This is a genomic window from Niveispirillum sp. (genome assembly GCF_052437035.1).
GTDB lineage: Bacteria > Pseudomonadota > Alphaproteobacteria > Azospirillales > Azospirillaceae > Niveispirillum.
Genome location: NZ_JBQVOH010000001.1, coordinates 953453 through 979516, shown reverse-complemented (window position 1 = coordinate 979516; position 26064 = coordinate 953453). Strand labels below are relative to the sequence as shown.

Genomic DNA, 26064 nt, shown 5'->3' with positions numbered 1-26064 from the left:
TTGGGGCCATGTTGCCCACCATCGTCACGACAGCGCCGGGGAGAGCGCCATGCCCACGGGCACCGTCAAATGGTTCAACAGCGCCAAGGGCTTTGGCTTCATCACGCCGGAGGATGGCGGCGAGGACGTGTTCGTCCATATCTCCGCCGTCCAATATATCGGCCTGCCCACCCTGAAAGAGGGGCAGTGGCTGCAGTATGAGGTCGAGATGAACCGCAAGACCCGCAAGCTGCAGGCCATCAATCTGCGCAATTGAGCGGTTGTCGCGGCCCCCGCCACCGGGCACGCTGAACCACATCCTCACGCAAAGGGTTGCGCCGCATCCATTCAATGGTATGAAGCGGCAATTGCGGGGTATTTGACCCCGGCCCTGTCAGTCATAGGAACCGGACCCATGTCCACACTTCACAAGCAGGCGATGGAAGCCGTCCTGAAGGCCGCCGAGATGGATATCCTCGGCACGCTGGAAGATCAGGACATCAAGGACCGGTATAGCGAGGAAGGCGATCAGGCCGCCATGGATGTCGCCATCCTGCACGGCTATCGCGTCTTCATGCGCATCTGCGAGGCGAATGGCATCACCGCCGATGCCGAACTGTTCGTCGAAATGGCCGGCGAACTGGCCGATGACATCGCCCAGGATGGCGGCAGCGAAGAGTAATACCGTAGCGGTCGCCGGGCGGATCAGCCTGCCCGGCGGCCCTTGGCATTGTTGCTGTTGCTTTCGGCCTCCGCGCTGCCCTGCTTCAGGGCCACCGACAGGCTGTCCCAGGCGGCATCCATGGCCTGGTTCTGCGCGCCATCTTCGGCGGCCATTTCCCGGATCATCTTGACCATGTCATCGGGCAGGCACGCCGTCTTGACCGTGCGGCCCCCGAAATCGGCCTGACGCGGAAACACGCACAGGACACGGACGCGCACCAGCGGGAAACGGCTGCGGATGGCCGTGATCAGCGGATGCAGCTGTAAAACCGGGTTGATGAAGGCGCCGACCGTATGGTCGGGCTTCACATATTTCCACTGCCCCGCATTCTGGTTACAGCGCACCTGCCCCGCCACATCGGGTGGGGCCGACATGATCAGCAGAATGCTGGCCGGAAGGCGCAGCACATTGTCGATCCGCACCAGCCCGGCCTTGCCCCCGCCGATCTTCACATCGTTCAGCATGGGGTATGAGAGCTCCTCCAGCTCCATGCGGCGCTTGAACAGCTCTGCATTGTACTGCTTGATGGAGGTGGGCTTGATACGCTTGGGCTTCACCGAAAGGGCGAACGTCACCACCAGCGTAATCACCACCAGGGCGATCGCTGTGAAGCTGATCAGGTCGACGACCGCGACCCCAAACCATTTCGCAAGTTCGTTGAGCATTGGGCAGGAAATAACCCAGAATGGTCCCGATGTCACGACCGGGTGGGTTACGATTGTATCAAATCAGCCCTTCGCCACCCCTGTCCAAAACGCGCGCGTCCTATAACAATCCTGTGCTTGGCGATAATGATCGGGCGCTTTAAGGTCCCGTCCCGGTCACAATTGGTCCCAACCAGGGGAAAATAAATGTCGTTGCTTGCCGACCGCCTGTCCCGCATCAAGCCGTCACCCACCATCGCGGTGACCAGCAAGGCCCGCGCGCTGAAAGCCGCTGGCCGTGATGTGATCGGTCTGGGCGCTGGTGAACCCGATTTCGATACGCCGGAAAATATCCGCGCCGCCGGCATCCGCGCCATCGAGAACGGCCAGACCCGTTACACCGACGTGGACGGCACGCCGGACCTGAAAAAGGCCATCTGCGCCAAGTTCGCGCGCGAAAACGGCCTGACCTACACGCCCGATCAGGTGACGGTGGGCGTGGGCGGCAAGCAGGTGCTGTACAATGCCCTGATGGCCACCCTGAATGCGGGTGATGAGGTGATCATCCCCGCGCCCTACTGGGTTTCCTATCCCGACATGGTGCTGCTGGCCGAAGGCACGCCGGTCACGGTGGCCTGCCCGGCGGAAAACGGCTTCAAGCTGCTGCCCGCCGACCTGGAAGCCGCTATCACGGCAAAGACCAAGTGGCTGATCCTGAACAGCCCGTCCAATCCGACGGGTGCCGCCTATACCGCGGATGAGTTGAAGGCCTTGGGCGAGGTGCTGCTGAAGCACCCGCATGTCTACATCATGACCGACGATATGTACGAACATCTCGTCTATGAAGACTTCAAGTTCACCACCATCGCCCAGGTCGTGCCGGCTCTCTATGACCGCACCCTGACGGTGAATGGCGTGTCCAAGTCCTATTCCATGACGGGCTGGCGCATTGGTTATGCGGCCGGGCCTAAGGCCCTGATCAAGGCCATGGGCATTATCCAGAGCCAGTCGACCAGCAACCCGACCAGCATTTCCCAGGCCGCCGCCGTGGAAGCGCTGAACGGTCCGCAGGATTTCATCAAGGAACGCGCCGCCGTGTTCCAGACACGCCGCGATCTGGTCGTGTCCATGCTGAACCAGGCCGCCGGCCTGAACTGCCCCAACCCGGAAGGCGCCTTCTACGTCTATCCGTCCTGCGCCGGCACCATCGGCAAGACGGCGCCCACGGGCAAGGTCATCGAAACGGACGAGGATTTCGCGTCCGAGCTGCTGGAAGCCGAAGGTGTGGCAGTGGTGCATGGCGCGGCCTTCGGCCTGTCGCCCTTCTTCCGCATCTCCTACGCCACCAGCACCGACGTGCTGGAAGAAGCCTGCACGCGCATTCAGCGCTTCTGCGGCAGCTTGAAGTAAGGGGTACGGCGTTCCCTCACTCTCCCAGGCCCTGACAGGCCTGGGCCCCTCCCTCTCCCGCCAAGCGGGCGAGGGGCGACATTTATGCCCTCGCCCACGACAGTGGGAGAGGGAGGGACCCGGCCGCGTCAGCGGGTGGGAGGGTGAGGGTGATCAGCCTCAAGCCAGAATATCCAGCAGCCGCTGAAAATTCTGCTGATCGGCCTTCATGACGGCGGCACTGATGCCCGCCGTGACCTCCGCCTGCTTCACATCCAGGATCACAGCCGGATCGGCACTGCCATTGGCAACCGCATCGGCGGCCACCTGCAACGCCGCCTGCGCGTCCTGAAAGCCTTCAAGGCCGGCGCGGGTCAGGTCGGGCGGGGTGCTGGTGATGGACGAGATCGACATGATGCACAGGATAGCATGGCCGGCATCGGCGCGGCAGGGGTGAAACAGACCTTACGACGATGTAGGCTGCGTGCCGCACACCGCAACGGGATTTGACCGCCATGGACAGCATCGACCGCCAGGATATCGCCAGCATCATGGATGCCTTGGGCCGTCGCGCCCGCGCCGCATCCGCGATTGTCGCGACGGCGCCAGCGGACGCGCGGAACAAGGCGCTGCGCGTGGCCGCCGAAACCCTGCGCGCCCGCACCGCCGACATCCTGGCCGCCAATGCCATGGACATGGATGCCGCTACGCAAAAGGGCCTGTCGGGTGCCATGCTGGACCGGCTGATGCTGAACCCGGCGCGGGTGGAGGCAATGGCCAAGGGGCTGGAGGAAATTGCGGACCGTCCCGATCCGCTGGGCGCCGTGCTGGAACGCTGGGAACGGCCCAATGGCCTGCGGTTTGAGAAGGTGCGCGTGCCGCTGGGCGTCATCGCCATCATCTTTGAAAGCCGGCCCAATGTGACCGCCGATGCGGGCGGGCTGTGCCTGAAATCCGGCAATGCTGCCATTTTGCGCGGTGGGTCGGAAAGTTTCCATTCCGGGCGCGCCATTCTGGCGGCCTTGCATGCGGGCCTGGACGCAGCATGCCTGCCGCGCGACGCCATCCAGGCGCCGCCCACCACAGACCGCGCCGCCGTGGGCGAATTGCTGACCATGACCCGCTGGATCGACGTGGTGATCCCGCGCGGCGGCAAGTCGCTGACGGGGCGGGTGGCAGATGAGTCCCGGGTGCCGGTGATCTATCACCTGGACGGTATCTGCCATGTCTACCTGGACAAGGATGCCGATGCCGACAAGGCGCGGCGCGTCACCCTGAACGCCAAGATGCGCCGTACCGGCATCTGCGGCGCGGCAGAAACGCTGCTGGTCCACCGCGATGTCGCCGCCACCCTGCTGCCCCCCATCCTGGACGACCTGATCCAGGCCGGGTGTGAGGTGCGTGGCGATGAAGCGGTGCAGGCCCTGGATGCGCGGGTGAAGCCGGCGCATTATGAAGATTGGGACACCGAATATCTGGACGCCATCCTGTCGGTGAAGCTGGTGGGCGGTGTGGACGAAGCCATCGACCATATTGGCCGCCATGGCAGCCACCATACCGACAGCATCGTGACGGAGAACGCTACCACCGCCGACCGGTTCCTGACGCGGGTCGACAGCGGCATCGTCCTGCACAATGCCTCCACCCAGTTCGCGGATGGCGGCGAATTCGGATTCGGTGCCGAAATCGGCATTTCGACGGGCAAGCTGCATGCGCGTGGACCCGTGGGTGCCGAACAGTTGACCAGCTATAAGTATGTGGTGCGCGGTGATGGGCATACCCGGCCCTGATCACGCCCGCCCTGCCCTGCCCATGACGCATGGCCACCGCGTCCCCACCCCGCCGAAACCGGGGGCGGGCACGCTGTGGAAAGGGCTGCGCATCGGCCTTCTGGGTGGGTCGTTCAACCCCGCGCATGCGGGGCATCGGCACATGTCGCTGATGGCGCTGCGGGCCTTGAACCTGGATCAGGTCTGGTGGCTGGTCAGCCCGCAAAACCCGCTCAAGCCCTTGGACGGCATGGGAAAACTGACCGACCGCCTGGCCCGCGCCCGCAGGGTTGCCAACCATCCGCGCATCGTGGTCAGCGACATCGAAACACGGCTGGGCACCCGCTACACGGTCGATACGCTGACGGCGCTGAAGGCCCGGTTCGGGGGCACGAAATTCGTCTGGCTGATGGGGGCCGACAATCTGTGTCAGGTGCCGCGCTGGCGCGGCTGGACCCGGATTTTCGCGCAGGTGCCGGTTGCGATCTTCCCGCGACATCCCTATTCTACCATTGCGCTGGGCGGCAAGGCTTCCCGGCGTTTTGCCGTTGCGCGTGTGGATGCGCGGCGGGCGGGTGGCCTGGCCGACCTGCCGCCGCCGGTCTGGGTCTTCCTGGACGTGCCCCTGCACCCTGCATCGGCAACGGCGATCCGGCAGGGGCTGGATGGCGAAGCCTTTAAGGATTGATTTCGGTGAACCAGATCGTGAGCGCAGAGAATTCCCCCAACCCGGCCGCCGGCGCCATCGCCGCCGCAGACATGCCGGAGCGCACCCTTGAACTGATCCTGGCCGTTCTGGACGAGGACAAGGCCGAGGACACGATCACCATCGACCTGCGCGGCAAGACCAGCATGGCCGATTATCTGGTGGTCACCACGGGCCGGTCGGCCCGTCAGGTGGGCGCCATGTCCGACCATGTGGCCCGCCGCCTGCGCGACCTGGGCATCCATGTCGGCAATCCCGAAGGCTATCCGCAGTGCGACTGGGTCCTGGTCGACAGCGGCGACGTCATCGTTCACCTGTTCCGCCCGGAAGTGCGCGCCTTCTACTGCATCGAGAAGATGTGGGGCGTGGAGCCGCCGGCCTCTTTGAAGACGCTGACGGCGGATTTCGACGGCGGACCGGCGCAGTAATGCGTATCTGGCTGGCCGCTGTCGGCAAGGCCAAGCCCGGCCCTGCCCGCGACCTGTTCGAAGAATACAAGGCCCGCATCACCTGGCCGTTTCAGCTGCGCGAGGTGGAAACCAAGAAGCGGCTGGACGGCGATGAGTTGAAGCGGGCGGAGGCGGAGCTGTTGCTGGCCTCCCTGCCCCCCGGCGCTACCATTGTGGCGCTGGATGAACGTGGCCGCATGATGGGGTCGGAGGATTTCGCCGCCCGCATGGGCCAATGGCGCGACGCCGCCGTGGGTGATCTGGCCTTTGTCATCGGCGGGGCCGACGGGCTGGATGCCAGCATCCGGCAGAAGGCGGCTCTGGTCCTGGCTTTCAGCCCCATGACTTGGCCCCACATGATGGTGCGCGGCATGCTGGCCGAACAGGTTTACCGGGCACAGCAGATCCTGGCCGGTCACCCCTATCACCGGGCCTGACCCCTATCCCCGCCCTTCCATCAGGTCGCGGATGCGCGACAGGTGCTGGCACGCCCGGCCAACCCCCAGCAGCAGCACGCCCAGCAGCAGCCCGACCAGGGCCGGGCCATAGATATCGGGTGTCGGCGCAATCAGCATGAAGGCCGACACGATCAACGCCGCTGCGCCCACAAAATAAAGCACCATCGCTGTGATGCTGCGCCGTTTATCCATGGCTCAGCCCTCCGCGTCGGCAATGGCACAGGTCCCCGGCTCACGCGGCACCGCGTCCTCGCCGAAAACCTCGTCAAACGCCGCCTGCATGGCCATGTCCACCTCCGGCATGGTGACGATATGGCCCAGGGCCGCCAGCGAGGTGACGCCATGTTCGCGGATGCCGCAGGGCACGATGCCGCCAAAATGCGTCAGGTCCGGTTCTACGTTCAACGAGACGCCGTGGAACGACACCCCACGCCGCACGCGCACGCCGATGGCGGCAATCTTATTCTCAACCCCCGGCTGGCCATAGGGCGACATGTCGACCCAGACGCCCACCCGGCCGCACCGCCGCTCGCCCTTCACGGCAAACTGCGCCAGGGTCCGGATCAGCCATTCTTCCAGTCGCCAGACAAAATCATGCAGGTCGCCGCCGCGTGCCTGCACGTCCAGCATGGTATAGCCGATGCGCTGCCCCGGCCCGTGATAGGTATATTGCCCGCCGCGCCCGGCCTGGAACACCGGGAACTGCATGGGGGTCAGCAGATCCGTTTCCCGTGCCGAGGTGCCGGCGGTATAGAGCGGGGGATGTTCCAGCAGCCACACCGTCTCCGGCGCGGTGCCGGCCCGGATCTCGGCCACGCGCGCCTCCATGAAGGCAATCGCGTCGGGATAGACTACGGTCTGGTCGCTGATCCGCCACTCGATCATCATCAACCTGCAAGCTGGGGGTGGTGCCTATTTAGGGCAAAATGCGCCCAACACCAATGGCATGCGACCAAGGGACAGCTGCCCTATGCGCGCATAACCATTGATCCGGCGGACGCGATGCGCCACATTCGGCAACGACATTGCTATCTGGCCAGTGATTATGAACGAAACGAACCGCGTCTATCTCTACGACACCACGCTGCGCGATGGGGCGCAGACCTCCGGCGTTGATTTCACCGTGGCGGATAAAATCGCCATCGCGCAGGAGCTGGACGCGCTGGGCATTGATTATGTCGAAGGAGGCTGGCCCGGCGCCAACCCCACTGACAACGCCTTTTTCGCCGACCCGCCGAAATTGCCGCGCGCCATCTTCACGGCCTTTGGCATGACCCGTCGGCCAGGGCACAGCGCGTCGAACGACCCCGGCCTATCGGCCCTTCTGAACAGCCCGGCCAAGGCCGTGTGCATCGTGGGCAAGACCTGGGATTTCCATGTCGATGTGGCGCTGGCCATCCCGCGCGACGAAAACCTGGCCCTGATCGCCGACAGCATCCGGGAAATCAAGGCGCGCGGGCGCGAGCCTTTGTTCGATGCCGAACATTTCTTCGACGGGTACAAGGCTAATCCCGATTATGCGCTATCCTGCGTTCAGGCGGCCTATGAGGCCGGCGCCCGCTGGGTGGTGTTGTGCGACACCAATGGCGGCACCCTGCCGCATGAGGTGGAGGCCATTGTGGCAGAGGTTGCCAAGCGCATCCCCGGCAGCCATCTTGGCATCCACACCCATAATGACACGGAAAACGCCGTCTCCAACTCGCTGGCCGCCGTGCGTGCCGGTGTGCGGCTGGTGCAGGGTACGCTGAACGGTCTGGGCGAACGCTGCGGCAATGCCAACCTTCTGTCGCTGATCCCCAGCCTATCGGTGAAGATGGGCTTCGATGTCGGTATCAGCAAGGAGGGCATGGGCCGGCTGGTCCATATCAGCCGCATGCTGGATGAACGGCTGAACCGCACGCCCAACCGCCACGCCGCCTATGTCGGCGAAAGCGCCTTCGCGCACAAGGGCGGGCTGCATGTCTCGGCGGTGGAGAAGGACCCTGCATCCTATGAGCATGTCGACCCGTCCCTGGTCGGCAACCGCCGCCATGTCCTGGTCTCCGATCAGGCGGGGCGGTCCAACATCCTGGCCCGCCTGCGTGAGGTGGGGGTGAATGTCGACCCCAAAGACGACCGGGTGGGTCAACTGGTCGATCTGGTCAAGCAGAAGGAATATGAAGGCTTTGCCTTTGACGGCGCGGAAGCCAGCTTTGAGCTGCTGGCCCGTCGCGCCCTGGGTGAGGTGCCGGATTATTTCCGCCTCGCCGCCTTCCGCGTCCTGGACGAACGCCGCTGGAACGCCAAGGGAGAGTTGGTGACCATGTCGGAGGCGACGACAAAGGTGGAGGTCCCTGGCCCCAATGGCCCCGACAATGTCATGACGGTGGCCGAAGGCAACGGCCCCGTGAACGCGCTGGATCAGGCCCTGCGCAAGGCCCTGATCCCCGTTTATCCGGCGCTGGAAGGCATGCGGCTGGTCGATTACAAGGTTCGTATCCTGAACGCGCAGGACGGGTCGAAGGCCGTCACCCGCGTTATGATCGAAACGGCGGACCGGCACGGCCATCGCTGGGCCACCGTCGGCGTGTCGGCCAATGTCATCGACGCCAGCTTCAACGCGCTTTCCGACAGCATCACCTATTGCCTTTACCGGTCCGGTGCCGCTATCGACAGCACCAAGGCGGCCTGATATCCAGACCGCTTGATGGGCAATCAGGTATCAGTGTGATGTCGAGCGGGACGAACAAGCGCGAACTGGCCAAGATGCAGGCGGACGGGGACGGCCCCGCCGTCATCCTGATCCATCCCCAGATGGGGGAGAATATTGGCGCGTGTGCCCGCGCCATGCTGAATTGCGGCCTGACCGACCTGCGCCTTGTCAGCCCCCGCGACGGCTGGCCCAATGAAAAGGCCGTGTCGGCATCGGCCGGCGCTACCCTGGTGCTGGACCGGGTGCGCGTATTCGACAGTACAGAGGCCGCCATTGCCGACCTGCACAAGGTGTTTTCCACCGCCGCCCGCGTGCGCGATCTGGTGAAACCGGTCGTCACCCCGCGTGAGGCGGCGAACGAGATGCGCGGCCATTGGTCGGCGGGACGCAAGGTCGGGCTGATGTTCGGGCCAGAACGCACCGGCCTCGTCAATGACGACATCACCCTGTCCGACACGCTGATCTCGGTGCCGCTGAACCCCGGCTTCTCGTCCCTCAACCTGGGGCAGGCAGTGCTGCTGATCGCCTATGAATGGTGGATGACAGGCGTGGAGGTGGAGGACCGGTATCTTCATACCGGACAGTCCGAACCGGCGACCAAGGCCGAATTGCAGAACCTGTTCGACCATCTGGAAGGGGAGTTGGAACAGTCCGGTTTCTACACCCACCCCGACAAGCGCCCCTCCATGATCCGCAATGTGCGCAACACGTTGCAGCGCTGCGGCATGACCGAGCAAGAGGTCCGCACCTTCCACGGCGTCATCGCGGCGCTGACGGGCCGCAAGAAGCAGCGGAAGGTGGAAGAGTAGAGAGACAGAGGTCGCTCCCTCACCCTCTACTTACGCCACCGCGTCGGCCTTCACACCCCAGGATCGAAAAACCTGTCCCCGGCTGTCCTGGCGCCGCCCGACATGGCGGGCCTCATTCTCACGGCGGCGGGCGGCCTTTTCCACGGCGGCCACGCTGTTGAAATGCCGGCCATCCAGGCTGCTGAACAGAGGATGGGCAGAAAAGAAGCGGAAACCCTGGCCATCGGCCACGGCAAGACCGGCTTGATAGCGGCTGGTTTCGATGCTGAATGCCTGGTTCGTCATGATAAATCACCCCTATCGCGGCGAAACAACGTCGCCACGCTGTACAAAACGGATCTGCGGTGGTTGAGGCGGAAAAACCCGCGTCAACAGGCGCGCATCGGCCCGTCGCCAGCAGAGATATGGTGATTGTTCTTCGCGATATGGATAGCCATTTCGCCCTCCTTCCCAATGGTTTGAACCAAACCACGAAGGACCTTCGTGGCGCTTTAGCGTTTGGTGACGCGGCGCAAGCTGCTGTTCGTCAAATTCCCGCGGACCCTGTGGGAGGTCAGGCCGGACCATCTGGTCTGACATCAGATTTGGTGATCCGTTGGCCACTGTCAAGTGACAATTTGCGTGAATTTCAAGATGGACAATTCCGCATATCACACATGTTTTGCGTTATTTATGATAATCCACATTTATGATTGACGTAAACCGGCCAATGTAAAACCCTGGGCTGGACGGCGAAATGCCGAACCCCACCTGTGCCCAAGGAGGCCACCCATGTCGCTCTCGCGTTTCGCCACCCGCCTTGCTGCTGCCACCGTACTAACGGGCCTGGCCTTCGTTGGTTCCGCGCAGGCCGCCGATCCGGTGGTGGTGCGCGCCGGCTACATCCCCGTGCTGGGTGCCGCGCAGGCCTTTGTGATCGACAATCAGGGCTGGGACCTTCAGAACGGCTTCGACCTGCAGCTGAAGCAGTTTGACAGCGGCCCCAACGCCATTCAGGCGGTCGCGTCCGGCACCCTGGATGCCTATATCGCCGGCGTCGCGCCGGTTGTGGTGGCGCGCGGCAAGGGTGTCGGCATCCGCGTCGTCGCCTCCACCGCCGTGGAGGAACTGGTGGTCGCCGCAGGCCCCGATCTGGCCAAGACGGGCGGTTCGCCGGCCCAGGCCATCGAGGCCCTGTCGAAGAAGCTGGGACGCCCGTTGAAGCTGGCGACGCAGCCCGCTGGTTCGGTCCCCAACACCTTCCTGCAATATTGGCTGTGGGAAGTGGCCAAGGTCGACAAGCAGTATGTGGAGTTGGTGCCGCAGGGCATCGACGCCACGCAGCAGGCGCTGCTGGTTGGTGCCGTTGACGGCGCCATCATCCGCGAACCGGCCCTGACCATCATCACGGGCCGCAACCCGGATGTGAAAGTGCTGGCCTATGGTCAGGACATCCTGAAGAATCAGCCGGGCAACGTCATCGCCCTGACCGATGATTTCACGTCCAAGCACCCGGACATCGCGCAGAAGCTGGTCGAACTGACCGCCAAGGCGACAGAAGTGCTGAAGAAGGACAAGAAGGTGGCCGTGGCCGCCATCGAAAGCGCCATCGGCAAGGGGCTGGTCCCCGCCGCCATCATCGAACAGGCCCTGTCCTCGCCCGCCGTGAAGTTCAACACCGACCCGGCCTCCATCCTGAAGGAAACGGCTCTGGTGCAGGATTATCAGGTGAAGCTGGGTACCGTGAAGGAAGCCACCCCGGTGGAGCAGATTTTCGACCTGTCCTACTATCAGAAGCTCAAGAAGTAACATTACGGTCCGTTGGGGCCAACACCTTCCGGGCGGCACGGTTGCGTAAAACAGCCTTGCCGCCCGCTATCCATTTGTGTGGAATTCTACGGCGGCCTTACCGCCGCAACCGTTTAAATCACCGGTCAAACCAGATGGCCCGCCCCCGCGCCCTTCGCCTGTCCCTGTCGCTGCTTGGCGTCGTCCTGTTCTTCGCCGTATGGGAGGCCCTGCCCCGCCTGGGGCTGGTGAAATCCATGCTGCTGCCGGCCCCCAGCGGTATCCCGGCCAGTTTCTGGCAGGAGGTGTCGTCGGGTGCATGGGGTGAGGCGGTGCTGCAAAGTCTGCGGCACTATGTATCCGGTCTGGTTCTGGGCTCGGCCCTGGGCGTGGCGCTGGGTGTGGCGACGGGCATGTCGCGCACGCTGGAGGATATGACCAACTGGATCGTCCGCCTGCTGCGACCCATTCCGGGTCTGGCCTGGGTGCCGTTCGCCATCATTTGGTTCGGCGTGTCACCGACGGCGGCGAATTTCATCATCATCGTCGGCGTGTTCTGGATCAATTACTTCTCGGCCCTCAGCGCGGTGCAGGCCGTGGACCGCGATTTGATCGAACTGGCCAATGCCTTCGGCCACCGCTCCCCCCTGGCACGGCTGTTCAAGGTGATCCTGCCCGCCTCGGTGCAGCCGATCATGGCGGGGCTGCGCACCGGCCTGGGCCAGGCCTGGATGGCCGTGGTGGCCGCCGAACTGTTCGGCGTGGCCGGCCTGGGTCAGCGCATGATGCAGGCATCGTCGCTGCTGGCCACCGATATCGTCGTAGTCTACATGATCACCATGGCCCTGCTCTATGGCGTGGTGGATGCGGGCTTCGTGGCTCTTCGTGACCGTTTGCTGGCGTGGAAAGCATGATTTCGATCAAGGACCTGACGCTCTCCTTCGACAGCGACCGTGGCCGCACCATCGTCCTGAAGGATTTCCATCTCGACATTGCCGATGGGGAGTTTATCGCGGTGGTGGGTGCCTCGGGCGTGGGTAAATCCACCCTGCTGCGGGTCATCGCCGGTCTGGTAAAGCCGACATCGGGCACCGTGACCCGCGACAATCCCGAAACGCCGGGCCGCCGCCCCTATGCCCTGGTGTTTCAGGATGCGCGCCTGCTGCCCTGGCGACGGGTGGTGAAGAATGTGGAATTCGGGCTGGAGGGGTTGGGCCTGGACAAACAAGCCCGCCGCCGCCGCGCGCAGGGCGCGCTGGAACTGGTGGGCCTGTCCGACAAGGCCGACCGCTGGCCGCATCAATTGTCGGGTGGGCAGCGGCAGCGCGTGGCCATCGCCCGCGCCCTGGCCGTCGATCCCGACCTGCTGATGATGGATGAACCGTTCGGTGCGCTGGACGCCATCACCCGTCAGGGTTTGCAGGATGAACTGGTGGACCTGTGGCAGCGGACGGGCAAGACCATCCTGTTCGTCACCCACGATATTGACGAGGCGGTCTATCTGGCCGACCGCGTCATCCTGCTGGCCGGCAGCCCGGCGGGCGTGCGCTCCACCGACCAGATTGCCGCCCCCCGCCCGCGCCAGCGCGATGACGCCACCGCGCGTCACACCGCGAACGCCATTCGCGGTCGGCTGTCGGGCACAGTCGTGGATGGCGAAGGCATCTAAAAACTACGCGACAGCAAGTCACTTAACATCCGTGAAAGGGATGATGCCGGCGAACCGGTGTTGCCCCTCATCCCTTCCCGGAGGTTCCTATGGCGTTCCGACCCGCCCCTGTCGGCACTGCTTCTGCCAACCGCCCCGCCCCGTCCGGCGATAACAGCCAGACCACAGCCCAGCATATCGCGCTGGGCCATGTCGGCTTGCATCAGCCCCTGGCCGAGGGCGTCGTGCATCTCAATTTTCTGGACCTGCTGGCCGATCAATCCGCCGGCGATCCGGCACCCGCGGAACGTCCCGGTATCGACAGCAGCGAAACCGTGCGCAGCGACAGCGGCAGCACGACGACGGTAACGTTCGAGGATGGCTCCAGCCTTGTCGTGGTGCGCAGCCACGATGATGACAGCGTGACGACCACCAGCACGCGCACCGCCACCGATGGCACCATCACCACTGCGACCCGCACCGTCACCCATGTCGATGATAACATTGTGCAGACGGTACAGACCGACAGCCACGGCACTACGACCACCATTGTCAGCCTGGAAGACGGCACCCGCACCACCGACCGGGTGGAGGCCGATGGCGACCATGTGACCTTGGTGCAGACCAACGGCCTGGACGGGCTTACGGGCAGCTACACGCTGGTCCAGGCCGATGGCGACGCCGGCACCCTGGATTATTCACTGACCCGCGACGGCGACACCCAGACCTTCAGCGTGGAAGGCACCACCGCCGACGGCGTGGCCGTGGACAGCACCGTGGTGGTCGATCTGGACACCAAGGTAGTGACCGTTACCGACCATCAGGGTGATATCGCCACCTACAGCCTGCAGACCTTCCACGATCAAATCCTGGATGTCGGTCTGATCGGCCTGATCGCCGATGTCGATACGGGATATTTCGGGTAACTCAGAACAGCGTGCCGTAAATCTCCGGCTTGAAACCGACTGTCAGATGGCCGGCCCGGTCAAGGACCGGCCGCTTGATCATGGATGGCTGTTCCAGCATCAGGGCGATGGCGCGGTCGCGGTCGATATCGGCCTTGGCCGCGTCCGGCAGCTTCTTGAAAGTGGTACCGGCCCGGTTCAGCAGAACCTCCCAACCCAGTTTGTCGACCCAGCCGGTCAGTGTATCGCGGTCGATACCGGCTTTCTTGTAGTCGTGGAACTGATAGGCGACGCCTTTATCGTCCAGCCAGGTCCAGGCCTTCTTCATCGTGTCGCAGTTCTTGATACCGTACAGGGTGACGCCGCCCGACATGGGTCCGCTCCGTTTCATCGATGATGGCGCGGGTGTAGCAGATCAGGCGGCCGAACGCATCGCCATCTCCTCATACCGTGCATAAAGGATCGCCTCCTCCTTGTGCCAGCGCGACTGAAGCAGCGCCGACATCCGGCCGAAATCCACCGCGAATTCGATACCCGAGCCACCATCCTTGTATTTGTCGAAGAAAGCCAGGATCTGGCCGCCCAGCGCCACCATCTCCTGGCTGAACTGGTCCGCCGTGGCGGCACGCAAGGGGTCCTGCCGGGCCAGACGGCGGTAATCGGGGTAGAATTCCTCATCCTCTCGCCGGATATGGTCCACAAACAGCGCCCTTGCCGCCAGCAGCGTCTGCCGACCGCCGGTCGTCCCAATGCCTTGCCGCCGCACCTCCTCCAGCACGGCTTTCAGTTCAGCATGGTCATGTTTCAGTTGGGGGACGATCCGGCGCATGATGGGCAACTCCATAAAGATGTATTTAATATGCATGTTAATTGCTGCGACAGCCTGCATCCATGTGGCGGGGTGTCGCGGTGGCACTTGAATGACGCGGCCTGCACAGGCATCATTGTCTACCGGTTACCATAAGAAGAGTCTTTGGGGGATGGACATGGCGGTGTCACGGCGCGACTGGCTACGCGGATCGGCGGTGCTGGCGGGGATGATGGCGTCGCCCACCCTCACCGTGGCAGCCCCCGGCGTGGAGACCGTTGAAATCTGGCCGGGCGGCGTAGGGCCAGGGTCAAAGGGCGTGCCGTTGCAGCAACGGCTGGTGGAGCGCAGCCAGGACCCGTCCAAACCCGACCGCTATATGGAGGGGATCACCCGTCCCTACCTGACCATCCACCGCCCCGCCAAACCCGATGGCCGCGCCCTGATGATCACACCGGGCGGCGGCTATCAGCGGGTGGTGGTGGACAAGGAAGGCGGGGAATTGGCGCCCATCCTGACTGCTGCCGGCATCACCATTTTCATCCTGACCTATCGATTGCCGGGAGAGGCGCCGCAGCATGGGCCGATGGTGGCATTGCAGGACGCACAGCGCGCCATCCGCCTGATCCGCCATCGCGCCAGGGCATGGGCGATCAACCCTGAAACGGTCGGAATCATGGGCTTTTCCGCCGGCGGGCATGTGGCGGCCAGCCTGGGCACGCGTTTTGACGAAGCGGTCTATGATCCGGTTGATGCGGCGGACAAGCTGTCGGCCCGGCCCGCCAGGCTGGCCCTGATCTATCCCGTGATTGACATGGGGGACAGCGCCCATACGGGATCGCGCGACCGGCTGCTGGGGCCCAACCCGTCGGCGGACGAGATTGACCGTTATTCCGCCGACCGCGCCGTTACGGGCCGCACACCGCCCACCTTCCAACTGCACGCCGCCGATGACAATGCCGTGCCGGTGGAGAACAGCCTGCTGTTCAATGCCGCCTGCCGCAAGGCGGGGGTGGAGGCAGAGATGCATATCTATCCACGCGGCGGCCATGGTTTCGGCCACGGCGCCCGCATCGCCGCCGACAATCCGCTGCGCCGTTGGCCGGAACTGTTCCTGGAATGGTATGGGCGGGGATAATACACCCCTTCAGCCCGCCTTGTCCGCCGGCACCACGAAACTGTCCATCACCTTTTTAACGCCGGCGACATCGAAGCTGATCTCCAGCTTGTCATTCTCCACAGCCTTTACTGTGCCATAGCCGAATTTGGTGTGAAATACGCGGTCGCCAGGGTTGAAGGCGCGGTCGGGCCGCTTGCGCGGGGTCACGTCAATGGCCGTCCCCTCGATCAAACGCCCCCCAGCGCGCGCCGGGGCCTGGGCTGCCTTCTGGCCCATGCGGTTGAACCGGTCGCCAAAGCCACCACCGCCCCAGCCGCCCCCGAACCCGCCGCCATAGGCACTTTCCCGCACGCTGCCGCCGAAGCCAGCGCCACCAATACCGGGATTATTCTCCGTCTCGATATGCTCGCCCGGCAGCTCCTCGACAAAGCGTGACGGGATGGCTGTAGCCCAGGTGCCATGGATACGGCGGTTGGCGGCGTGGCTGATATAGACGCGTTTGCGCCCGCGCGTGATGCCGACATAGGCCAGCCGCCGCTCCTCCTCCAGCCCCGCGATGCCGTTTTCATCCAGGGTACGCTGGCTGGGGAACACCCCCTCCTCCCATCCCGGCAGGAAAACCACGTCGAACTCCAGGCCTTTGGCTCCGTGCAAGGTCATCAGTGACACCTGCTCGTCGCCCGACCCTTGCGCGTTTTCCATGACCAGAGAGACATGTTCCAGGAACCCGGTCAGGTTCTCGAACTCTCCCATGGCATTGATCAGTTCCTTCAGGTTGTCCAGGCGGCCAGGGGCTTCCGGGCTCTTATCCTCCTGCCACATGCGGGTATAGCCGCTTTCATCCAGGATGGTCTGGGCTAGTTCAGTATGCGGCACACGGTCGATCAGGGCGCGCCAGCGGAAGAAATCCTGCGACAGGCCGGAGATGGCGCTGCGCATCTTGGGTTTCAACTCATCCGTCTGCGACAGTTTCCACGCGGCCTCCGTCAGCGGCACACCCAGCGTGCGCGCGGCGACATAAAGGCTCTGGATGGTCGTCGCCCCGATGCCGCGCTTGGGCGTGTTGATGATGCGCTCAAACGCCAGATCATCCTCCGGGCTGATCAGCACGCGCAGATAAGCCAGGGCATCGCGGATTTCCTGGCGTTCGTAGAAGCGCGGACCGCCGATAACCCGGTACGGCAGGCCCAGCGTGATGAACCGTTCCTCGAACTCACGCGTCTGAAAGCCGGCGCGGACCAGGACGGCCATCTGGCCCAGGCTGACGCGTTGGCGCTGCAACGCCTCCACCTCGTCGCCGACCCAGCGCGCCTCCTCCTCCGCGTCCCAAAGGCCGCGTACGCGCACCTTCTCCCCGCCCTCCGTCTCGGTCCAGAGCTGCTTGCCCAGGCGGCCCTGATTATTGGCGATGATGCCATGGGCCGCCCCCAGGATATGGGCGGTGGACCGGTAATTCTGTTCCAGGCGGATGACCTGGGCGCCGGGGAAATCATGCTCGAACCGCAGGATGTTCCCCACCTCCGCCCCGCGCCAGCCATAGATCGACTGGTCATCATCGCCCACGCAGCAGATATTCTTGTGCGACTGGGCCAGCAGGCGCAGCCACAGATACTGCGCCACATTGGTATCCTGATACTCGTCCACCAGGATATATTTGAACCGCCGCTGATACTCGATCAGCACATCATTATGCTGCTGGAACAGCGTGATATTGTGCAGCAGCAGATCGCCGAAATCGCAGCAGTTCAGGGACAGGAGGCGGTCCTGATACTGCTTGTAGATGGACAGGATGCGGCCATTGGCGGCATCGCCGGCATCCTCGGGCTTCAGCTTGTCCGGGGTCAGGGCCCGGTCCTTCCACCGTTCAATGATCGACAGCAACATCCGCGCCGGCCATTTCTTGGCGTCGATATTCTCGGCTTCCATCAACTGTTTCACCAGACGGATCTGATCGTCGGTGTCCAGGATGGTGAAGCTGGGCTTCAATCCGATCAGTTCGGCATGGCGGCGCAGGATGCGGGCGGCCAGCGAATGGAACGTGCCCATCCACCAGCCCTCCGACTGGCTGCCCAGCAGGTTATCGACGCGGTCGCGCATCTCCCGCGCGGCCTTGTTGGTGAAGGTCACCGTCAGCACGTTCCACGGGCTGATCCGCCGCGACAGCAGCAGATGCGCCAGCCGCGTGGTCAGCACCCGCGTCTTGCCCGTGCCGGCTCCGGCCAGGACCAGGACAGGCCCGTCAAGCGCCTCCACCGCCTGCCGCTGGACCGGGTTCAACCCGTCTAGATAGGGGCGGTGCGCGGGGGCGGGCGGGTGCGCCGGAAACGGCTCGTCGATCAGATCGTCAATCATGGTGGGGAGAACATATACAGAATTCTCCGCCCTGACAAAGGGTCCGACCGGCCCTTTTTTCTCAATCCTGTACCCAGCGCGACATCACCGGATAGGGGGGTAGGCCGTTGCCGGCCCCCATCATGGCGAACACCCCCGCCGGGCCGGTCATGCCGACCCGCGCCAGAGCCGCCGGCCCGTAATGGGTGCCGCTTTCGATCCAGGTCCGCATCGGATGCTGGCCCTCATAAACATCCACTTTGTGGGAACCGGGAAAGAAGATGCAGTCCGGCGTCACGCCGATATGCAGGGCGGCGGCATAGGACCAGGCCTGGGCCATGAACTCCCCCTGCTGCTTGGGAACACCCAGAATCGGATCGTCGGGAATGCCCGGCCCCGCCTCCTGCTCAATCAACCGATGCATATCGGCATCCAGATCACTACCCAGTCCGGAACGGAACCGTTTGGGCAGCACCGCCATATGCCCCGCCTCATGCAGCAAGTCACCGGGTGCCACCAGGGTGTCGGGGTCCACATGGATCACGCCGGCACGGATATTCACCCCCGGCAGAAAGCCGCCCTGCGCGCCGGGACCGAATTCCACGCCGAACCCGATATCGCGCAGGAAGGCGACAATCGGCTCCAACGCCTCCGGGTGATACTTCAACTTCCCCTCCTGGTTTTATCAGCAGGAAGGATGATCGCGCAAAGAGGGTCGGCAAGGCAAGGGGCACGGGTGGGGCGAGACACCGCCAATGCGATTATAAGTCTATGTATTTTATCTTAAATAGTCAGAAAAAACCATGACATAACGAAAACGGCGGCCCGGAATTAGCCGGACCGCCGTCAACGGAGGTAAAGAGGCATGAGAAAGATGCCCTTTATCCTGTTGCTCCGGTTCACGATCTGGCGGCGGCGTGTCATCCACGTCACCATCACGATCCACCGGGCATAAGGAGGGTGGGCCGGTGTTAGCAGCACCGTCCCACCTTCTCCCGATTATAAGACAAATCTTCCCGTTTGACCAGAAAGACCAGACAAGGTCACACCAGTTTCACCAGCGCGTGGCGCTTCTTGCCGGCGGACAGCTTGATGACACCATCATCGCCGACATGAGAAGCGAACAGCTTGTACGCCTCGTCCGACACGGCCCCATCATTGACCTTCACGCCATTGCCCTTGATCAGACGGCGGGCCTCGCCCTTGCTGGCCGACAGACCGGCCTGCACCATCAGGTCGGCCAGATAGGCACCGTCGGCCAGGGCGGCCGATGCGACCTCGATGGTGGGCAAACCCTCGGCGGCCGCCCCTTCCTCAAACGTGCGCCGCGCGGTTTCGGCGGCCTGTTCCGCCGCGTCGCGACCGCGCACCAGGGCGGTGACTTCCGTGGCCAGGATCTTCTTGGCCTCGTTGATCTCCGCGCCTGCCAACGCCTCCAGCCGCGCGATTTCCGACAAGGGCAGATCGGTGAACAGCTTCAGGAAGCGACCCACATCAGCATCTTCGGTGTTGCGCCAGAATTGCCAGAAATCCAGGTGGGACAGGCGATCCTCATTCAGCCAGACGGCACCCGCCGCCGTCTTGCCCATCTTGGCACCCGACGCGGTGGTCAGCAGCGGCGAGGTCAGGCCGAACAGCTGCGTATTGGCGATGCGGCGACCCAGCTCGACACCATTGACGATGTTGCCCCACTGGTCCGACCCGCCGCACTGCAACGTGCAGCCGAAGCGGCGCTGCAGCTCCACGAAATCATAGGCCTGCAGGATCATGTAGTTGAATTCAAGGAAGGTCAGCGGCTGTTCACGGTCAAGGCGGAGCTTCACGCTGTCAAAGGTCAGCATGCGGTTGATGGTGAAATGCCGGCCCACATCGCGCAGGAACGGGATGTAGCGCAGTTCGTCCAGCCAGTCGGCATTGTTGGCCAGCAGGGCATCTGTCGGCCCGTCGCCGAATTTGATCAGCCGGTTGAACGGCTTCAGGATGCCCTGGATATTCTGGTCGATGACCTCATTAGTCAGCAGCGGGCGCGCCTCATCCTTGAAGGTCGGGTCGCCGATCTTGGTGGTGCCGCCCCCCATCAGGGCGATGGGGCGATGACCCGCCTGCTGCAACCGCCGCAGGATCATGATCTGGATCAGCGAGCCGACATGCAGGCTCGTCGCAGTCGCGTCGAAACCGATATAGCCGGTGACGATCCCGTCTGACAATTGCTTGTCCAGCGCCTCAAGATCGGTGGCCTGATGATAATAACCACGCTCCACCATCACGCGCAGGAATTCGGACTTGATGTTCGCGGGAACGGTGGTGGTGCTCATCTTTCATAGACCTTGATGTTCGAGAATGGCCCCAATGGCCAAGGGCGTGGTAGCACATCTAGAAATCCAGAGCATGGTGCGTGATGGCATTGCAGCGTTTCCTGACCGTCGGCTTGATGAGCGGCACCTCCATGGACGGCATCGACGCCGCCCTTGTCCGCACCGATGGCCATGGCTTTGTGGAGCCTCTGGGCTTCATCTTCACCCCCTACCGCCGTGCCTTCCGCGACCGGCTGCGCGCCATCCTGGGCGGTGTGGGCGATGTACAGGGCGTGGAAGAGGAACTGACCGACCTGCATGCCGAAGCGGTGGCAAGCCTGCTGCGCGTGCAGGAGGTTGAGCCGGCGGCTGTGGATCTGATCGGCTTTCACGGCCACACCATCCTGCACGCGCCCGACCGCCGCCACACCTGGCAGATCGGGGACGGCGCCCGGCTGGCGACCGCCACGGGCATCGATGTAGTCCATGATTTCCGCACAGCCGATGTGAAGGCCGGCGGCCAGGGTGCGCCGCTGGTCCCGCTCTATCATCAGGCGCTGGCCAGTGACATGGACCGCCCCCTGGCCATCCTGAATATCGGTGGCGTCGCCAACATCACCTGGTTGGGCGAAGGACCGCTGGATGTGGTGGCCTTTGATACCGGGCCGGGCAATGCCCTGATCGACGATTTGGTTTTGTCGCGCACCGGGGAGCCCTACGATGATGGCGGGCGCATTGCCGGCGCGGGCCATGTCGATGATGACATGCTGGCCCGGCTGCTGAACCATCCCTATTTCGCAGCAAAGCCGCCAAAATCGCTGGACCGCGACGCCTGGGCCAAGGCAGCCATGTCCAACCTGTCGACGGAGGACGCGGCGGCCACCCTGACGGCCTTCACCGCCGAAACCATCATCCGCGCCCTGGACCATGTGCCGGCAAAGCCCAAGCGTTGGCTGATCTGCGGCGGCGGGCGGCGGAACGAGACCTTGATGTGGATGCTGGCCGACCGGCTGGACGGGGTGCCCGTGGCGCCCGTGGATGGCCAGGGCTGGAACGGCGATGCGTTGGAGGCCGAAGCATTTGCCTATCTGGCGGTCCGCTCGCGCCTGGGCCTGCCCCTGTCGCTGCCCGGCACCACGGGCGTGCCGGAACCGATGACGGGCGGGCGGTTCAGCCCCCGGCCCTGACCCGCCGTTCCGGTGACGCCGGCAGCAGCGCCGTGACAAAACCCAGCAGCGGCAGATAGGCACAGAACTGGTAGACCCAGGTGATGCCGTGGATATCGGCCAGATTGCCCAGGGCCGCCGCCCCGATGCCGCTGATCCCGAACATCAACCCGAACATCAGGCCGGACACCAGCCCGACCCGGCCGGGCACAATCTCCTGCGCATAGACGACCAGGGCGGCAAAGGCCGACGACATGATCAAGCCGATGGTGATGGCCAGCACCGCCGTCCAGAACAGGTCGGCATGCGGCAGCAACAGGGCGAAGGGTGCCACGCCCAGGAAGGAGACCCAGATCACCGCCTTGCGCCCGATCCGGTCCCCCACCGGCCCGCCGGCAAAGGTGCCCGCCGCCACGGCGGCCAGGAAGCAGAACAGGTACAGCTGCGACTGCTGCACCGACAGGCCGAACCGTTCGATCAGGTAGAAGGTGAAGTAATTGGTGATGGCGCCGATATAGATGAACTTGGCAAACATCAGCACGCCGATCACCGCCAGCGCCCGGATGATCGTGCCCCGGTCATGGCGGAAGGCAGGCGCCAGCCCCGCCACGGCCACCCTGGCCTGCGGGTGATGCAGCCGCCAACGCGTGACGCCGAACAGCACCCAGATGGCCGCAACCGCCGCGATGGCGACCCAGCCGATGGACGTCTGACCAAAGGGCAGGATCACGGCAGAGGCCACCAGCGGACCGATGGCCGATCCGGTATTGCCCCCCACCTGAAACGCCGACTGTGCGGTGCCAAACCGCCCGCCCGACGCCATGCGCGCCACCCGTGACGCCTCCGGATGGAAGGTGGCGGACCCGATGCCGATGATCACCGACGACATGATCAGCATGGGATAGCTGCCCGACAAAGCCAGAAAGATAACGCCTGCCAAGGTCACCCCCATGCCCATGGGCAGCAGCCAGGGCTTGGGATGCTTGTCTGTGTAAAGCCCGATCCAGGGCTGCAACAGCGAGGCCGTGAACTGATACGTCATGGCCAGCCAGCCGATTTGCCCGAAGCTCAGCGTGTAATGCGCCTTCAGCATGGGATAGATGGCGGGCAGTACCGCCTGGATCAGATCGTTCAGCAGATGGGCGACAGCCACCGCGCCTACGATACGGACAACGAATTGCGGGGCCGCCGGGGTAGCGGCGATCGGTTCCGGGGCCGACTGCGTATCGGCAAGGCTGGCCGTCTGAAGGGTCACGATGATGCTCACTCAAACGCTGTTCTGATCGGAAGCTGACTTCTATCCCGTCACTTTAGGGGATTGGCTTTGATCCCGCTTCGTTGCGTGAGACAATAATTTCTGAAACTGGGACAGAGCGCATGCAATGCACACAGACCAGAACATCCTGGCACGGCGGCCCGCCGTGGCCCGTGGGGAGCATTATCCGCCGGCCTTTGAGCTGGCGGAGCATCAGCATCGCCGCAGCCAGTTCCTTTATGCCGCCAGCGGGGTGATGGCGGTCAGCACCCCGCATGGCGCCTGGGTGGCCCCGCCGGAGCGGGCCGTCTGGATCCCCGGCGGCACCCCGCATGCCGTACGCATGGTGGGCGCGGTGCAGACCCGCAGCCTGCTGATCGAGCCGGACCAGTGCACGGCGCGCGGGTCATCCTGTCAGGTGGTGGCTGTGTCTCCCCTGCTGCGGCAATTGATGGTGGCGTCCGCCGACATCCCCCCGGACTATGACGAAACGGGGCGCGACGGGCTGGTGATGAAACTGCTGCTGGCAGAGATCGACCGGGCGCCGCTGCTGCCGCTGGCGGTGCCGTTTCCCGCCCATGCCGGGCTGGCCCGCCACTGCCACGCCTTTCTGGGGCAGCCGCAGGCGACGGCAACCATCGATGATTGGGCCGACGCCCTGTCCATGAACCGGCGCAGCTTCACCCGCCTGTTCCGCGCTGAAACCGGCATGAGCTTCGCCGAATGGCGGCAGCAGGCCTGCATCTCGGCAGCATTGCCCCGGCTGGCAGCGGGGGAGACGGTGACGTCGGTGGCACTCGACCTGGGCTATGAAGGGCCGGGCAATTTCTCCACCATGTTCAAGCGGGTCACCGGCATGTCGCCCAGCCGGTACCTACCCTGACAGCTAACCCGATTTGTTTCAGCTTTGTATCACCCGCTTACCCCAACCACGCCGCGATGATACGCAGGAAGCCATAAGAACCGTTGGCTTCGGACGGCCATCGGAGGCAACAAAGGATACGCGGATAATGTCAGTACGGAGCGCGTTGATGACGGCGGCAGCCCTTATCGCCCTTTCGGCGACCCCCACCCTGGCGGCCGATGCGCCGGCGGGCCATCCCTTTGCCGAGGCCCAGGCCAAGCAGGACCCGTTCTTCTGGCTGGAAGAGGTGGAGGGCCAGAAGGCGCTGGACTGGGGCAAGGAGCATAATGAGAAAAGTTTCGCCCGCCTGAAGAATGACCCGCGCTTCGAGACCATCCGGGCAGAGGCCGAAAAGGTCCTGACCGCCAAGGACCGCATCGCCTATGGCAGCCTGGAGGGCGGCAAGGTCGATAATTTCTGGCAGGATCAGACGCATGTGCGCGGCATCTGGCGCCGCGCCACCCTGGACAGCTACAAGGCCGCCGACACCGCCTGGGACACGATCCTGGATATCGACAAGCTGTCGGCGGATGAGGGCAAGAACTGGGTCTATAAGGGCCATAACTGCTTTGGCGCCGATGCCAGCCGCTGCCTGGTCTATCTGTCCGATGGCGGCAAGGACGCCGTCGTGGTTCGCGAATTCGATGTCACAGCAAAGTCCTTTGTGAAGGACGGGTTCCAGACCGTTGAATCCAAACAGACTTTGGATTGGATGGACAAGGACACGCTGCTGGTCGCCACCGATTTCGGCGCCGGCACCATGACCGACAGCGGCTATGCCCGTCAGGTGCGCCTGTGGAAGCGCGGGACCGATCTGGCCGCCGCGCCGGTCGTGCTGGAGGTTGGTGTCAAGGATGTCTGGGCGCGCCCCTGGGGCATCCACCGTCCCGAAGGCAGCACCATCCTGTTGCAGCGCGGGCCCGACTTCTTCACCGAGGAATGGTTCCAGCTGACGCCCGAAGGCAAGGTCGTGAAGCTGGCCCTGCCGCTGGGTGTCGATATGAAGGGCGTCATGAATGGCGACCTGATCGTGGCCCTGCGTGAGGATTGGGCCGTTGCGGGCAAGTCCTTGAAGAAGGGTGACCTGATCGCGGTGCCGCTGGCCCAGGCGGCGGCAGGCAAGGTGGAAAAGGTCGATGTGATCTATTCTCCCGGTGAGACGGCGGCCATCCAGGGCGTGGGTATCGCCAAGGATGCGATCTATCTGGATCTGCTGGACAATGTCGTGGGCCGTCTGGTCGCCACGCGCAAGGGGGCATCCGGCTGGACCCAGGCCGATATCGCCCTGCCCGCCAATGGCAGCCTGAACATCGTCTCGACCGATGGCAGCAGCACCGATGTGCTGGTCAACTACACCAATTTCCTGCAGCCCGACACGCTGTACATCATGGAAAATGGCGGTACGCCGCAGGCCATCAAGTCTCTGCCTGCCCGCTTCGATGCCGCCAACCTGACCGCTGAACAGCGCTTTGCCGTGTCCAAGGACGGCACGCGCGTGCCCTATTTCATCGTCCATAAGAAGGACATGAAGCTGAATGGCGACAATCCGACCCTGCTCTATGGCTATGGCGGGTTCGAGATTTCGATGACCCCGGCCTATATGTCGGTGTTCGGGAAGGCCTGGCTGGAACAGGGCGGGGCCTATGTCGTCGCCAATATCCGGGGTGGTGGCGAATTTGGTCCCCGCTGGCATCAGGCGGCGCTGAAGGAAAACCGTCAGCGCGCCTATGACGACTTCCAGGCCGTGGCCGAAGACCTGATCAAGACCAAGGTGACCAAGCCGGCCCGCCTGGGCATCCAGGGCGGGTCCAATGGCGGCCTGCTGACCGGAGTCACCATGACCCAGCGTCCGGACCTGTTCGGCGCCGTCATCGTGGCGGTCCCCCTGCTGGACATGATGCGCTACCACACCATGCTGGCCGGGGCCTCCTGGATGGGTGAATATGGCGACCCGGAAAAGGCCGATGAACGCGCCTGGATCGCCAAATACAGCCCGTACCAGAATGTGCGCAAGGGTGTGAAATACCCGGAGGCCTTCGTCTACACCTCCACCAAGGATGACCGCGTCCATCCCGGCCATGCGCGCAAGTTCGTGGCCAAGCTGGAAAGCCAGGGCCACAAGGTCATGTATTATGAAAACATGGAAGGCGGCCATTCGGCGGCGGCCAACCTGAAACAGCGGGCCGAGGTCACGGCGTTGCAGGTCGTGTACCTGACGCAGAAGCTGATTGATCGTTAACGGTTACG

29 protein-coding genes are annotated in these 26064 nt (G+C 63.8%); 18 read left to right on the top strand and 11 right to left on the bottom strand.

Going from position 1 to position 26064, the window contains the following annotated elements:
* Nucleotides 1-49 precede the first annotated feature (49 nt).
* Both ACT6Q8_RS04690 and ACT6Q8_RS04685 read left to right on the top strand, forming a co-directional pair.
* On the top strand, nt 50-256 hold the full coding sequence (locus tag ACT6Q8_RS04690) for a cold-shock protein (protein WP_054167422.1): 207 nt from the start codon (nt 50-52) through the stop codon (nt 254-256).
* A gap of 138 nt (nt 257-394) precedes the next feature.
* Nucleotides 395-661 (top strand): hypothetical protein, encoded by a 267-nt coding sequence (locus ACT6Q8_RS04685; RefSeq protein ID WP_054167421.1) that lies wholly within the window; start codon nt 395-397, stop codon nt 659-661.
* Between the two features lie 23 nt (nt 662-684).
* On the opposite strand, the gene ACT6Q8_RS04680 is transcribed toward ACT6Q8_RS04685, so the two are convergent.
* Nucleotides 685-1368 (bottom strand): NERD domain-containing protein, encoded by a 684-nt coding sequence (locus ACT6Q8_RS04680; RefSeq protein WP_054167420.1) that lies wholly within the window; start codon nt 1366-1368, stop codon nt 685-687.
* Between the two features lie 186 nt (nt 1369-1554).
* On the opposite strand from ACT6Q8_RS04680, the gene ACT6Q8_RS04675 reads away from it, so the two are divergent.
* Nucleotides 1555-2757 carry a pyridoxal phosphate-dependent aminotransferase gene (locus tag ACT6Q8_RS04675; RefSeq protein ID WP_444734554.1) on the top strand — a complete coding sequence of 401 codons (1203 nt, stop codon included), beginning with the start codon at nt 1555-1557 and terminating at the stop codon, nt 2755-2757.
* A gap of 159 nt (nt 2758-2916) precedes the next feature.
* Here the strand turns inward: ACT6Q8_RS04675 and ACT6Q8_RS04670 are convergent, their stop codons facing one another.
* The gene (locus ACT6Q8_RS04670) at nt 2917-3150 is read right to left on the bottom strand and encodes a hypothetical protein (protein ID WP_054167418.1); all 234 of its coding nucleotides are present in this window, start codon (nt 3148-3150) and stop codon (nt 2917-2919) included.
* Nucleotides 3151-3251: 101 nt separating this feature from the next.
* Here ACT6Q8_RS04670 and ACT6Q8_RS04665 point away from each other — a divergent pair, with 101 nt between their 5' ends.
* From ACT6Q8_RS04665 to rlmH, 4 genes are read left to right on the top strand one after another with little or no spacing between them, the layout of a single operon-like run.
* Nucleotides 3252-4526, top strand: a complete 1275-nt coding sequence (locus ACT6Q8_RS04665; RefSeq protein WP_444734555.1) for a glutamate-5-semialdehyde dehydrogenase — start codon at nt 3252-3254, stop codon at nt 4524-4526.
* On the top strand, nt 4507-5193 hold the full coding sequence (locus tag ACT6Q8_RS04660) for a nicotinate-nucleotide adenylyltransferase (RefSeq protein WP_444734556.1): 687 nt from the start codon (nt 4507-4509) through the stop codon (nt 5191-5193). The genes ACT6Q8_RS04665 and ACT6Q8_RS04660 overlap by 20 nt, the downstream gene beginning before the upstream one ends.
* A 5-nt stretch (nt 5194-5198) precedes the next feature.
* Nucleotides 5199-5639, top strand: coding sequence for a ribosome silencing factor (rsfS, locus tag ACT6Q8_RS04655; RefSeq protein ID WP_444734557.1), 441 nt, complete (start codon nt 5199-5201; stop codon nt 5637-5639).
* A complete protein-coding gene (gene rlmH / locus ACT6Q8_RS04650) occupies nt 5639-6097 on the top strand; it encodes a 23S rRNA (pseudouridine(1915)-N(3))-methyltransferase RlmH (protein WP_444734558.1) in 459 nt (152 codons plus the stop codon). Before rsfS ends, rlmH begins: the two co-directional genes overlap by 1 nt.
* A 3-nt stretch (nt 6098-6100) precedes the next feature.
* Here rlmH and ACT6Q8_RS04645 read toward each other — a convergent pair whose 3' ends face one another.
* Nucleotides 6101-6310: a hypothetical protein gene (locus ACT6Q8_RS04645; RefSeq protein ID WP_444734559.1), complete on the bottom strand. Its 210-nt coding sequence runs from the start codon at nt 6308-6310 to the stop codon at nt 6101-6103.
* A 3-nt stretch (nt 6311-6313) separates the two neighbouring features.
* Nucleotides 6314-7006, bottom strand: a complete 693-nt coding sequence (gene lipB / locus ACT6Q8_RS04640) for a lipoyl(octanoyl) transferase LipB (RefSeq protein WP_444734560.1) — start codon at nt 7004-7006, stop codon at nt 6314-6316.
* Between the two features lie 157 nt (nt 7007-7163).
* On the opposite strand from lipB, the gene cimA reads away from it, so the two are divergent.
* Both cimA and ACT6Q8_RS04630 read left to right on the top strand, forming a co-directional pair.
* Nucleotides 7164-8789: a citramalate synthase gene (cimA, locus tag ACT6Q8_RS04635; protein ID WP_054167414.1), complete on the top strand. Its 1626-nt coding sequence runs from the start codon at nt 7164-7166 to the stop codon at nt 8787-8789.
* 38 nt (nt 8790-8827) lie between these two features.
* A complete protein-coding gene (locus ACT6Q8_RS04630) occupies nt 8828-9619 on the top strand; it encodes an RNA methyltransferase (protein ID WP_054167413.1) in 792 nt (263 codons plus the stop codon).
* 30 nt (nt 9620-9649) lie between these two features.
* Here ACT6Q8_RS04630 and ACT6Q8_RS04625 read toward each other — a convergent pair whose 3' ends face one another.
* Nucleotides 9650-9904 (bottom strand): hypothetical protein, encoded by a 255-nt coding sequence (locus ACT6Q8_RS04625; protein WP_444734561.1) that lies wholly within the window; start codon nt 9902-9904, stop codon nt 9650-9652.
* Nucleotides 9905-9963: 59 nt separating this feature from the next.
* On the opposite strand from ACT6Q8_RS04625, the gene ACT6Q8_RS04620 reads away from it, so the two are divergent.
* The 5 genes from ACT6Q8_RS04620 (at nt 9964) to ACT6Q8_RS04600 (ending at nt 13960) form a co-directional block, all read left to right on the top strand.
* Entirely contained in the window at nt 9964-10311 is a 348-nt protein-coding gene (locus tag ACT6Q8_RS04620; protein WP_444734562.1) for a hypothetical protein, read from the top strand.
* A gap of 79 nt (nt 10312-10390) precedes the next feature.
* Nucleotides 10391-11407: an ABC transporter substrate-binding protein gene (locus tag ACT6Q8_RS04615; RefSeq protein ID WP_444734563.1), complete on the top strand. Its 1017-nt coding sequence runs from the start codon at nt 10391-10393 to the stop codon at nt 11405-11407.
* 134 nt (nt 11408-11541) lie between these two features.
* Entirely contained in the window at nt 11542-12300 is a 759-nt protein-coding gene (locus ACT6Q8_RS04610) for an ABC transporter permease (RefSeq protein WP_054167410.1), read from the top strand.
* Nucleotides 12297-13055 carry an ABC transporter ATP-binding protein gene (locus ACT6Q8_RS04605; RefSeq protein WP_444734564.1) on the top strand — a complete coding sequence of 253 codons (759 nt, stop codon included), beginning with the start codon at nt 12297-12299 and terminating at the stop codon, nt 13053-13055. The genes ACT6Q8_RS04610 and ACT6Q8_RS04605 overlap by 4 nt, the downstream gene beginning before the upstream one ends.
* An 89-nt stretch (nt 13056-13144) precedes the next feature.
* On the top strand, nt 13145-13960 hold the full coding sequence (locus ACT6Q8_RS04600; RefSeq protein WP_444734565.1) for a hypothetical protein: 816 nt from the start codon (nt 13145-13147) through the stop codon (nt 13958-13960).
* Nucleotide 13961: 1 nt separating this feature from the next.
* Here the strand turns inward: ACT6Q8_RS04600 and ACT6Q8_RS04595 are convergent, their stop codons facing one another.
* Together ACT6Q8_RS04595 and ACT6Q8_RS04590 are read right to left on the bottom strand one after the other, a co-directional pair.
* Nucleotides 13962-14312: an ArsC family reductase gene (locus ACT6Q8_RS04595; protein WP_054167407.1), complete on the bottom strand. Its 351-nt coding sequence runs from the start codon at nt 14310-14312 to the stop codon at nt 13962-13964.
* A 42-nt stretch (nt 14313-14354) separates the two neighbouring features.
* Nucleotides 14355-14768: a hemerythrin domain-containing protein gene (locus ACT6Q8_RS04590; RefSeq protein WP_444734566.1), complete on the bottom strand. Its 414-nt coding sequence runs from the start codon at nt 14766-14768 to the stop codon at nt 14355-14357.
* A 157-nt stretch (nt 14769-14925) separates the two neighbouring features.
* On the opposite strand from ACT6Q8_RS04590, the gene ACT6Q8_RS04585 reads away from it, so the two are divergent.
* Nucleotides 14926-15885 carry an alpha/beta hydrolase gene (locus ACT6Q8_RS04585; protein ID WP_444734567.1) on the top strand — a complete coding sequence of 320 codons (960 nt, stop codon included), beginning with the start codon at nt 14926-14928 and terminating at the stop codon, nt 15883-15885.
* A gap of 9 nt (nt 15886-15894) precedes the next feature.
* Here ACT6Q8_RS04585 and ACT6Q8_RS04580 read toward each other — a convergent pair whose 3' ends face one another.
* From ACT6Q8_RS04580 to tyrS, 3 genes are all read right to left on the bottom strand, one after another.
* Nucleotides 15895-18219 carry an ATP-dependent helicase gene (locus tag ACT6Q8_RS04580; protein ID WP_444734568.1) on the bottom strand — a complete coding sequence of 775 codons (2325 nt, stop codon included), beginning with the start codon at nt 18217-18219 and terminating at the stop codon, nt 15895-15897.
* A gap of 61 nt (nt 18220-18280) precedes the next feature.
* On the bottom strand, nt 18281-18865 hold the full coding sequence (locus tag ACT6Q8_RS04575; protein ID WP_082372172.1) for a hypothetical protein: 585 nt from the start codon (nt 18863-18865) through the stop codon (nt 18281-18283).
* Nucleotides 18866-19241: 376 nt separating this feature from the next.
* Complete coding sequence (gene tyrS, locus ACT6Q8_RS04570) at nt 19242-20513, bottom strand: tyrosine--tRNA ligase (protein WP_444739347.1); 1272 nt, start codon at nt 20511-20513, stop codon at nt 19242-19244.
* A gap of 83 nt (nt 20514-20596) precedes the next feature.
* Here tyrS and ACT6Q8_RS04565 point away from each other — a divergent pair, with 83 nt between their 5' ends.
* The gene (locus ACT6Q8_RS04565; RefSeq protein WP_444734124.1) at nt 20597-21679 is read left to right on the top strand and encodes an anhydro-N-acetylmuramic acid kinase; all 1083 of its coding nucleotides are present in this window, start codon (nt 20597-20599) and stop codon (nt 21677-21679) included.
* On the opposite strand, the gene ACT6Q8_RS04560 is transcribed toward ACT6Q8_RS04565, so the two are convergent.
* Nucleotides 21663-22925 (bottom strand): MFS transporter, encoded by a 1263-nt coding sequence (locus ACT6Q8_RS04560; protein WP_156344520.1) that lies wholly within the window; start codon nt 22923-22925, stop codon nt 21663-21665. The genes ACT6Q8_RS04565 and ACT6Q8_RS04560 overlap by 17 nt on opposite strands.
* 115 nt (nt 22926-23040) lie before the next feature.
* Between ACT6Q8_RS04560 and ACT6Q8_RS04555 the strand changes: the two genes are divergently transcribed.
* Together ACT6Q8_RS04555 and ACT6Q8_RS04550 are read left to right on the top strand one after the other, a co-directional pair.
* Entirely contained in the window at nt 23041-23796 is a 756-nt protein-coding gene (locus ACT6Q8_RS04555) for an AraC family transcriptional regulator (RefSeq protein WP_054167400.1), read from the top strand.
* Between the two features lie 127 nt (nt 23797-23923).
* Complete coding sequence (locus tag ACT6Q8_RS04550; protein WP_444734123.1) at nt 23924-26056, top strand: prolyl oligopeptidase family serine peptidase; 2133 nt, start codon at nt 23924-23926, stop codon at nt 26054-26056.
* Nucleotides 26057-26064: the final 8 nt, after the last annotated feature.

What these genes read in the sequence shown, in the direction of transcription:
- ACT6Q8_RS04690 (WP_054167422.1), top strand. Translation starts at nt 50, where the DNA reads ATGCCCACGGGCACCGTCAAATGGTTCAACAGCGCCAAGGGCTTTGGC.
- ACT6Q8_RS04685 (WP_054167421.1), top strand. Translation starts at nt 395, where the DNA reads ATGTCCACACTTCACAAGCAGGCGATGGAAGCCGTCCTGAAGGCCGCC.
- ACT6Q8_RS04680 (WP_054167420.1), bottom strand. Translation starts at nt 1,368, where the DNA reads ATGCTCAACGAACTTGCGAAATGGTTTGGGGTCGCGGTCGTCGACCTG.
- ACT6Q8_RS04675 (WP_444734554.1), top strand. Translation starts at nt 1,555, where the DNA reads ATGTCGTTGCTTGCCGACCGCCTGTCCCGCATCAAGCCGTCACCCACC.
- ACT6Q8_RS04670 (WP_054167418.1), bottom strand. Translation starts at nt 3,150, where the DNA reads ATGTCGATCTCGTCCATCACCAGCACCCCGCCCGACCTGACCCGCGCC.
- ACT6Q8_RS04665 (WP_444734555.1), top strand. Translation starts at nt 3,252, where the DNA reads ATGGACAGCATCGACCGCCAGGATATCGCCAGCATCATGGATGCCTTG.
- ACT6Q8_RS04660 (WP_444734556.1), top strand. Translation starts at nt 4,507, where the DNA reads ATGGGCATACCCGGCCCTGATCACGCCCGCCCTGCCCTGCCCATGACG.
- rlmH (WP_444734558.1), top strand. Translation starts at nt 5,639, where the DNA reads ATGCGTATCTGGCTGGCCGCTGTCGGCAAGGCCAAGCCCGGCCCTGCC.
- ACT6Q8_RS04645 (WP_444734559.1), bottom strand. Translation starts at nt 6,310, where the DNA reads ATGGATAAACGGCGCAGCATCACAGCGATGGTGCTTTATTTTGTGGGC.
- lipB (WP_444734560.1), bottom strand. Translation starts at nt 7,006, where the DNA reads ATGATGATCGAGTGGCGGATCAGCGACCAGACCGTAGTCTATCCCGAC.
- cimA (WP_054167414.1), top strand. Translation starts at nt 7,164, where the DNA reads ATGAACGAAACGAACCGCGTCTATCTCTACGACACCACGCTGCGCGAT.
- ACT6Q8_RS04630 (WP_054167413.1), top strand. Translation starts at nt 8,828, where the DNA reads ATGTCGAGCGGGACGAACAAGCGCGAACTGGCCAAGATGCAGGCGGAC.
- ACT6Q8_RS04625 (WP_444734561.1), bottom strand. Translation starts at nt 9,904, where the DNA reads ATGACGAACCAGGCATTCAGCATCGAAACCAGCCGCTATCAAGCCGGT.
- ACT6Q8_RS04615 (WP_444734563.1), top strand. Translation starts at nt 10,391, where the DNA reads ATGTCGCTCTCGCGTTTCGCCACCCGCCTTGCTGCTGCCACCGTACTA.
- ACT6Q8_RS04610 (WP_054167410.1), top strand. Translation starts at nt 11,542, where the DNA reads ATGGCCCGCCCCCGCGCCCTTCGCCTGTCCCTGTCGCTGCTTGGCGTC.
- ACT6Q8_RS04605 (WP_444734564.1), top strand. Translation starts at nt 12,297, where the DNA reads ATGATTTCGATCAAGGACCTGACGCTCTCCTTCGACAGCGACCGTGGC.
- ACT6Q8_RS04600 (WP_444734565.1), top strand. Translation starts at nt 13,145, where the DNA reads ATGGCGTTCCGACCCGCCCCTGTCGGCACTGCTTCTGCCAACCGCCCC.
- ACT6Q8_RS04595 (WP_054167407.1), bottom strand. Translation starts at nt 14,312, where the DNA reads ATGTCGGGCGGCGTCACCCTGTACGGTATCAAGAACTGCGACACGATG.
- ACT6Q8_RS04590 (WP_444734566.1), bottom strand. Translation starts at nt 14,768, where the DNA reads ATGCGCCGGATCGTCCCCCAACTGAAACATGACCATGCTGAACTGAAA.
- ACT6Q8_RS04585 (WP_444734567.1), top strand. Translation starts at nt 14,926, where the DNA reads ATGGCGGTGTCACGGCGCGACTGGCTACGCGGATCGGCGGTGCTGGCG.
- ACT6Q8_RS04580 (WP_444734568.1), bottom strand. Translation starts at nt 18,219, where the DNA reads ATGATTGACGATCTGATCGACGAGCCGTTTCCGGCGCACCCGCCCGCC.
- tyrS (WP_444739347.1), bottom strand. Translation starts at nt 20,513, where the DNA reads ATGAGCACCACCACCGTTCCCGCGAACATCAAGTCCGAATTCCTGCGC.
- ACT6Q8_RS04565 (WP_444734124.1), top strand. Translation starts at nt 20,597, where the DNA reads ATGGCATTGCAGCGTTTCCTGACCGTCGGCTTGATGAGCGGCACCTCC.
- ACT6Q8_RS04555 (WP_054167400.1), top strand. Translation starts at nt 23,041, where the DNA reads ATGCACACAGACCAGAACATCCTGGCACGGCGGCCCGCCGTGGCCCGT.
- ACT6Q8_RS04550 (WP_444734123.1), top strand. Translation starts at nt 23,924, where the DNA reads ATGTCAGTACGGAGCGCGTTGATGACGGCGGCAGCCCTTATCGCCCTT.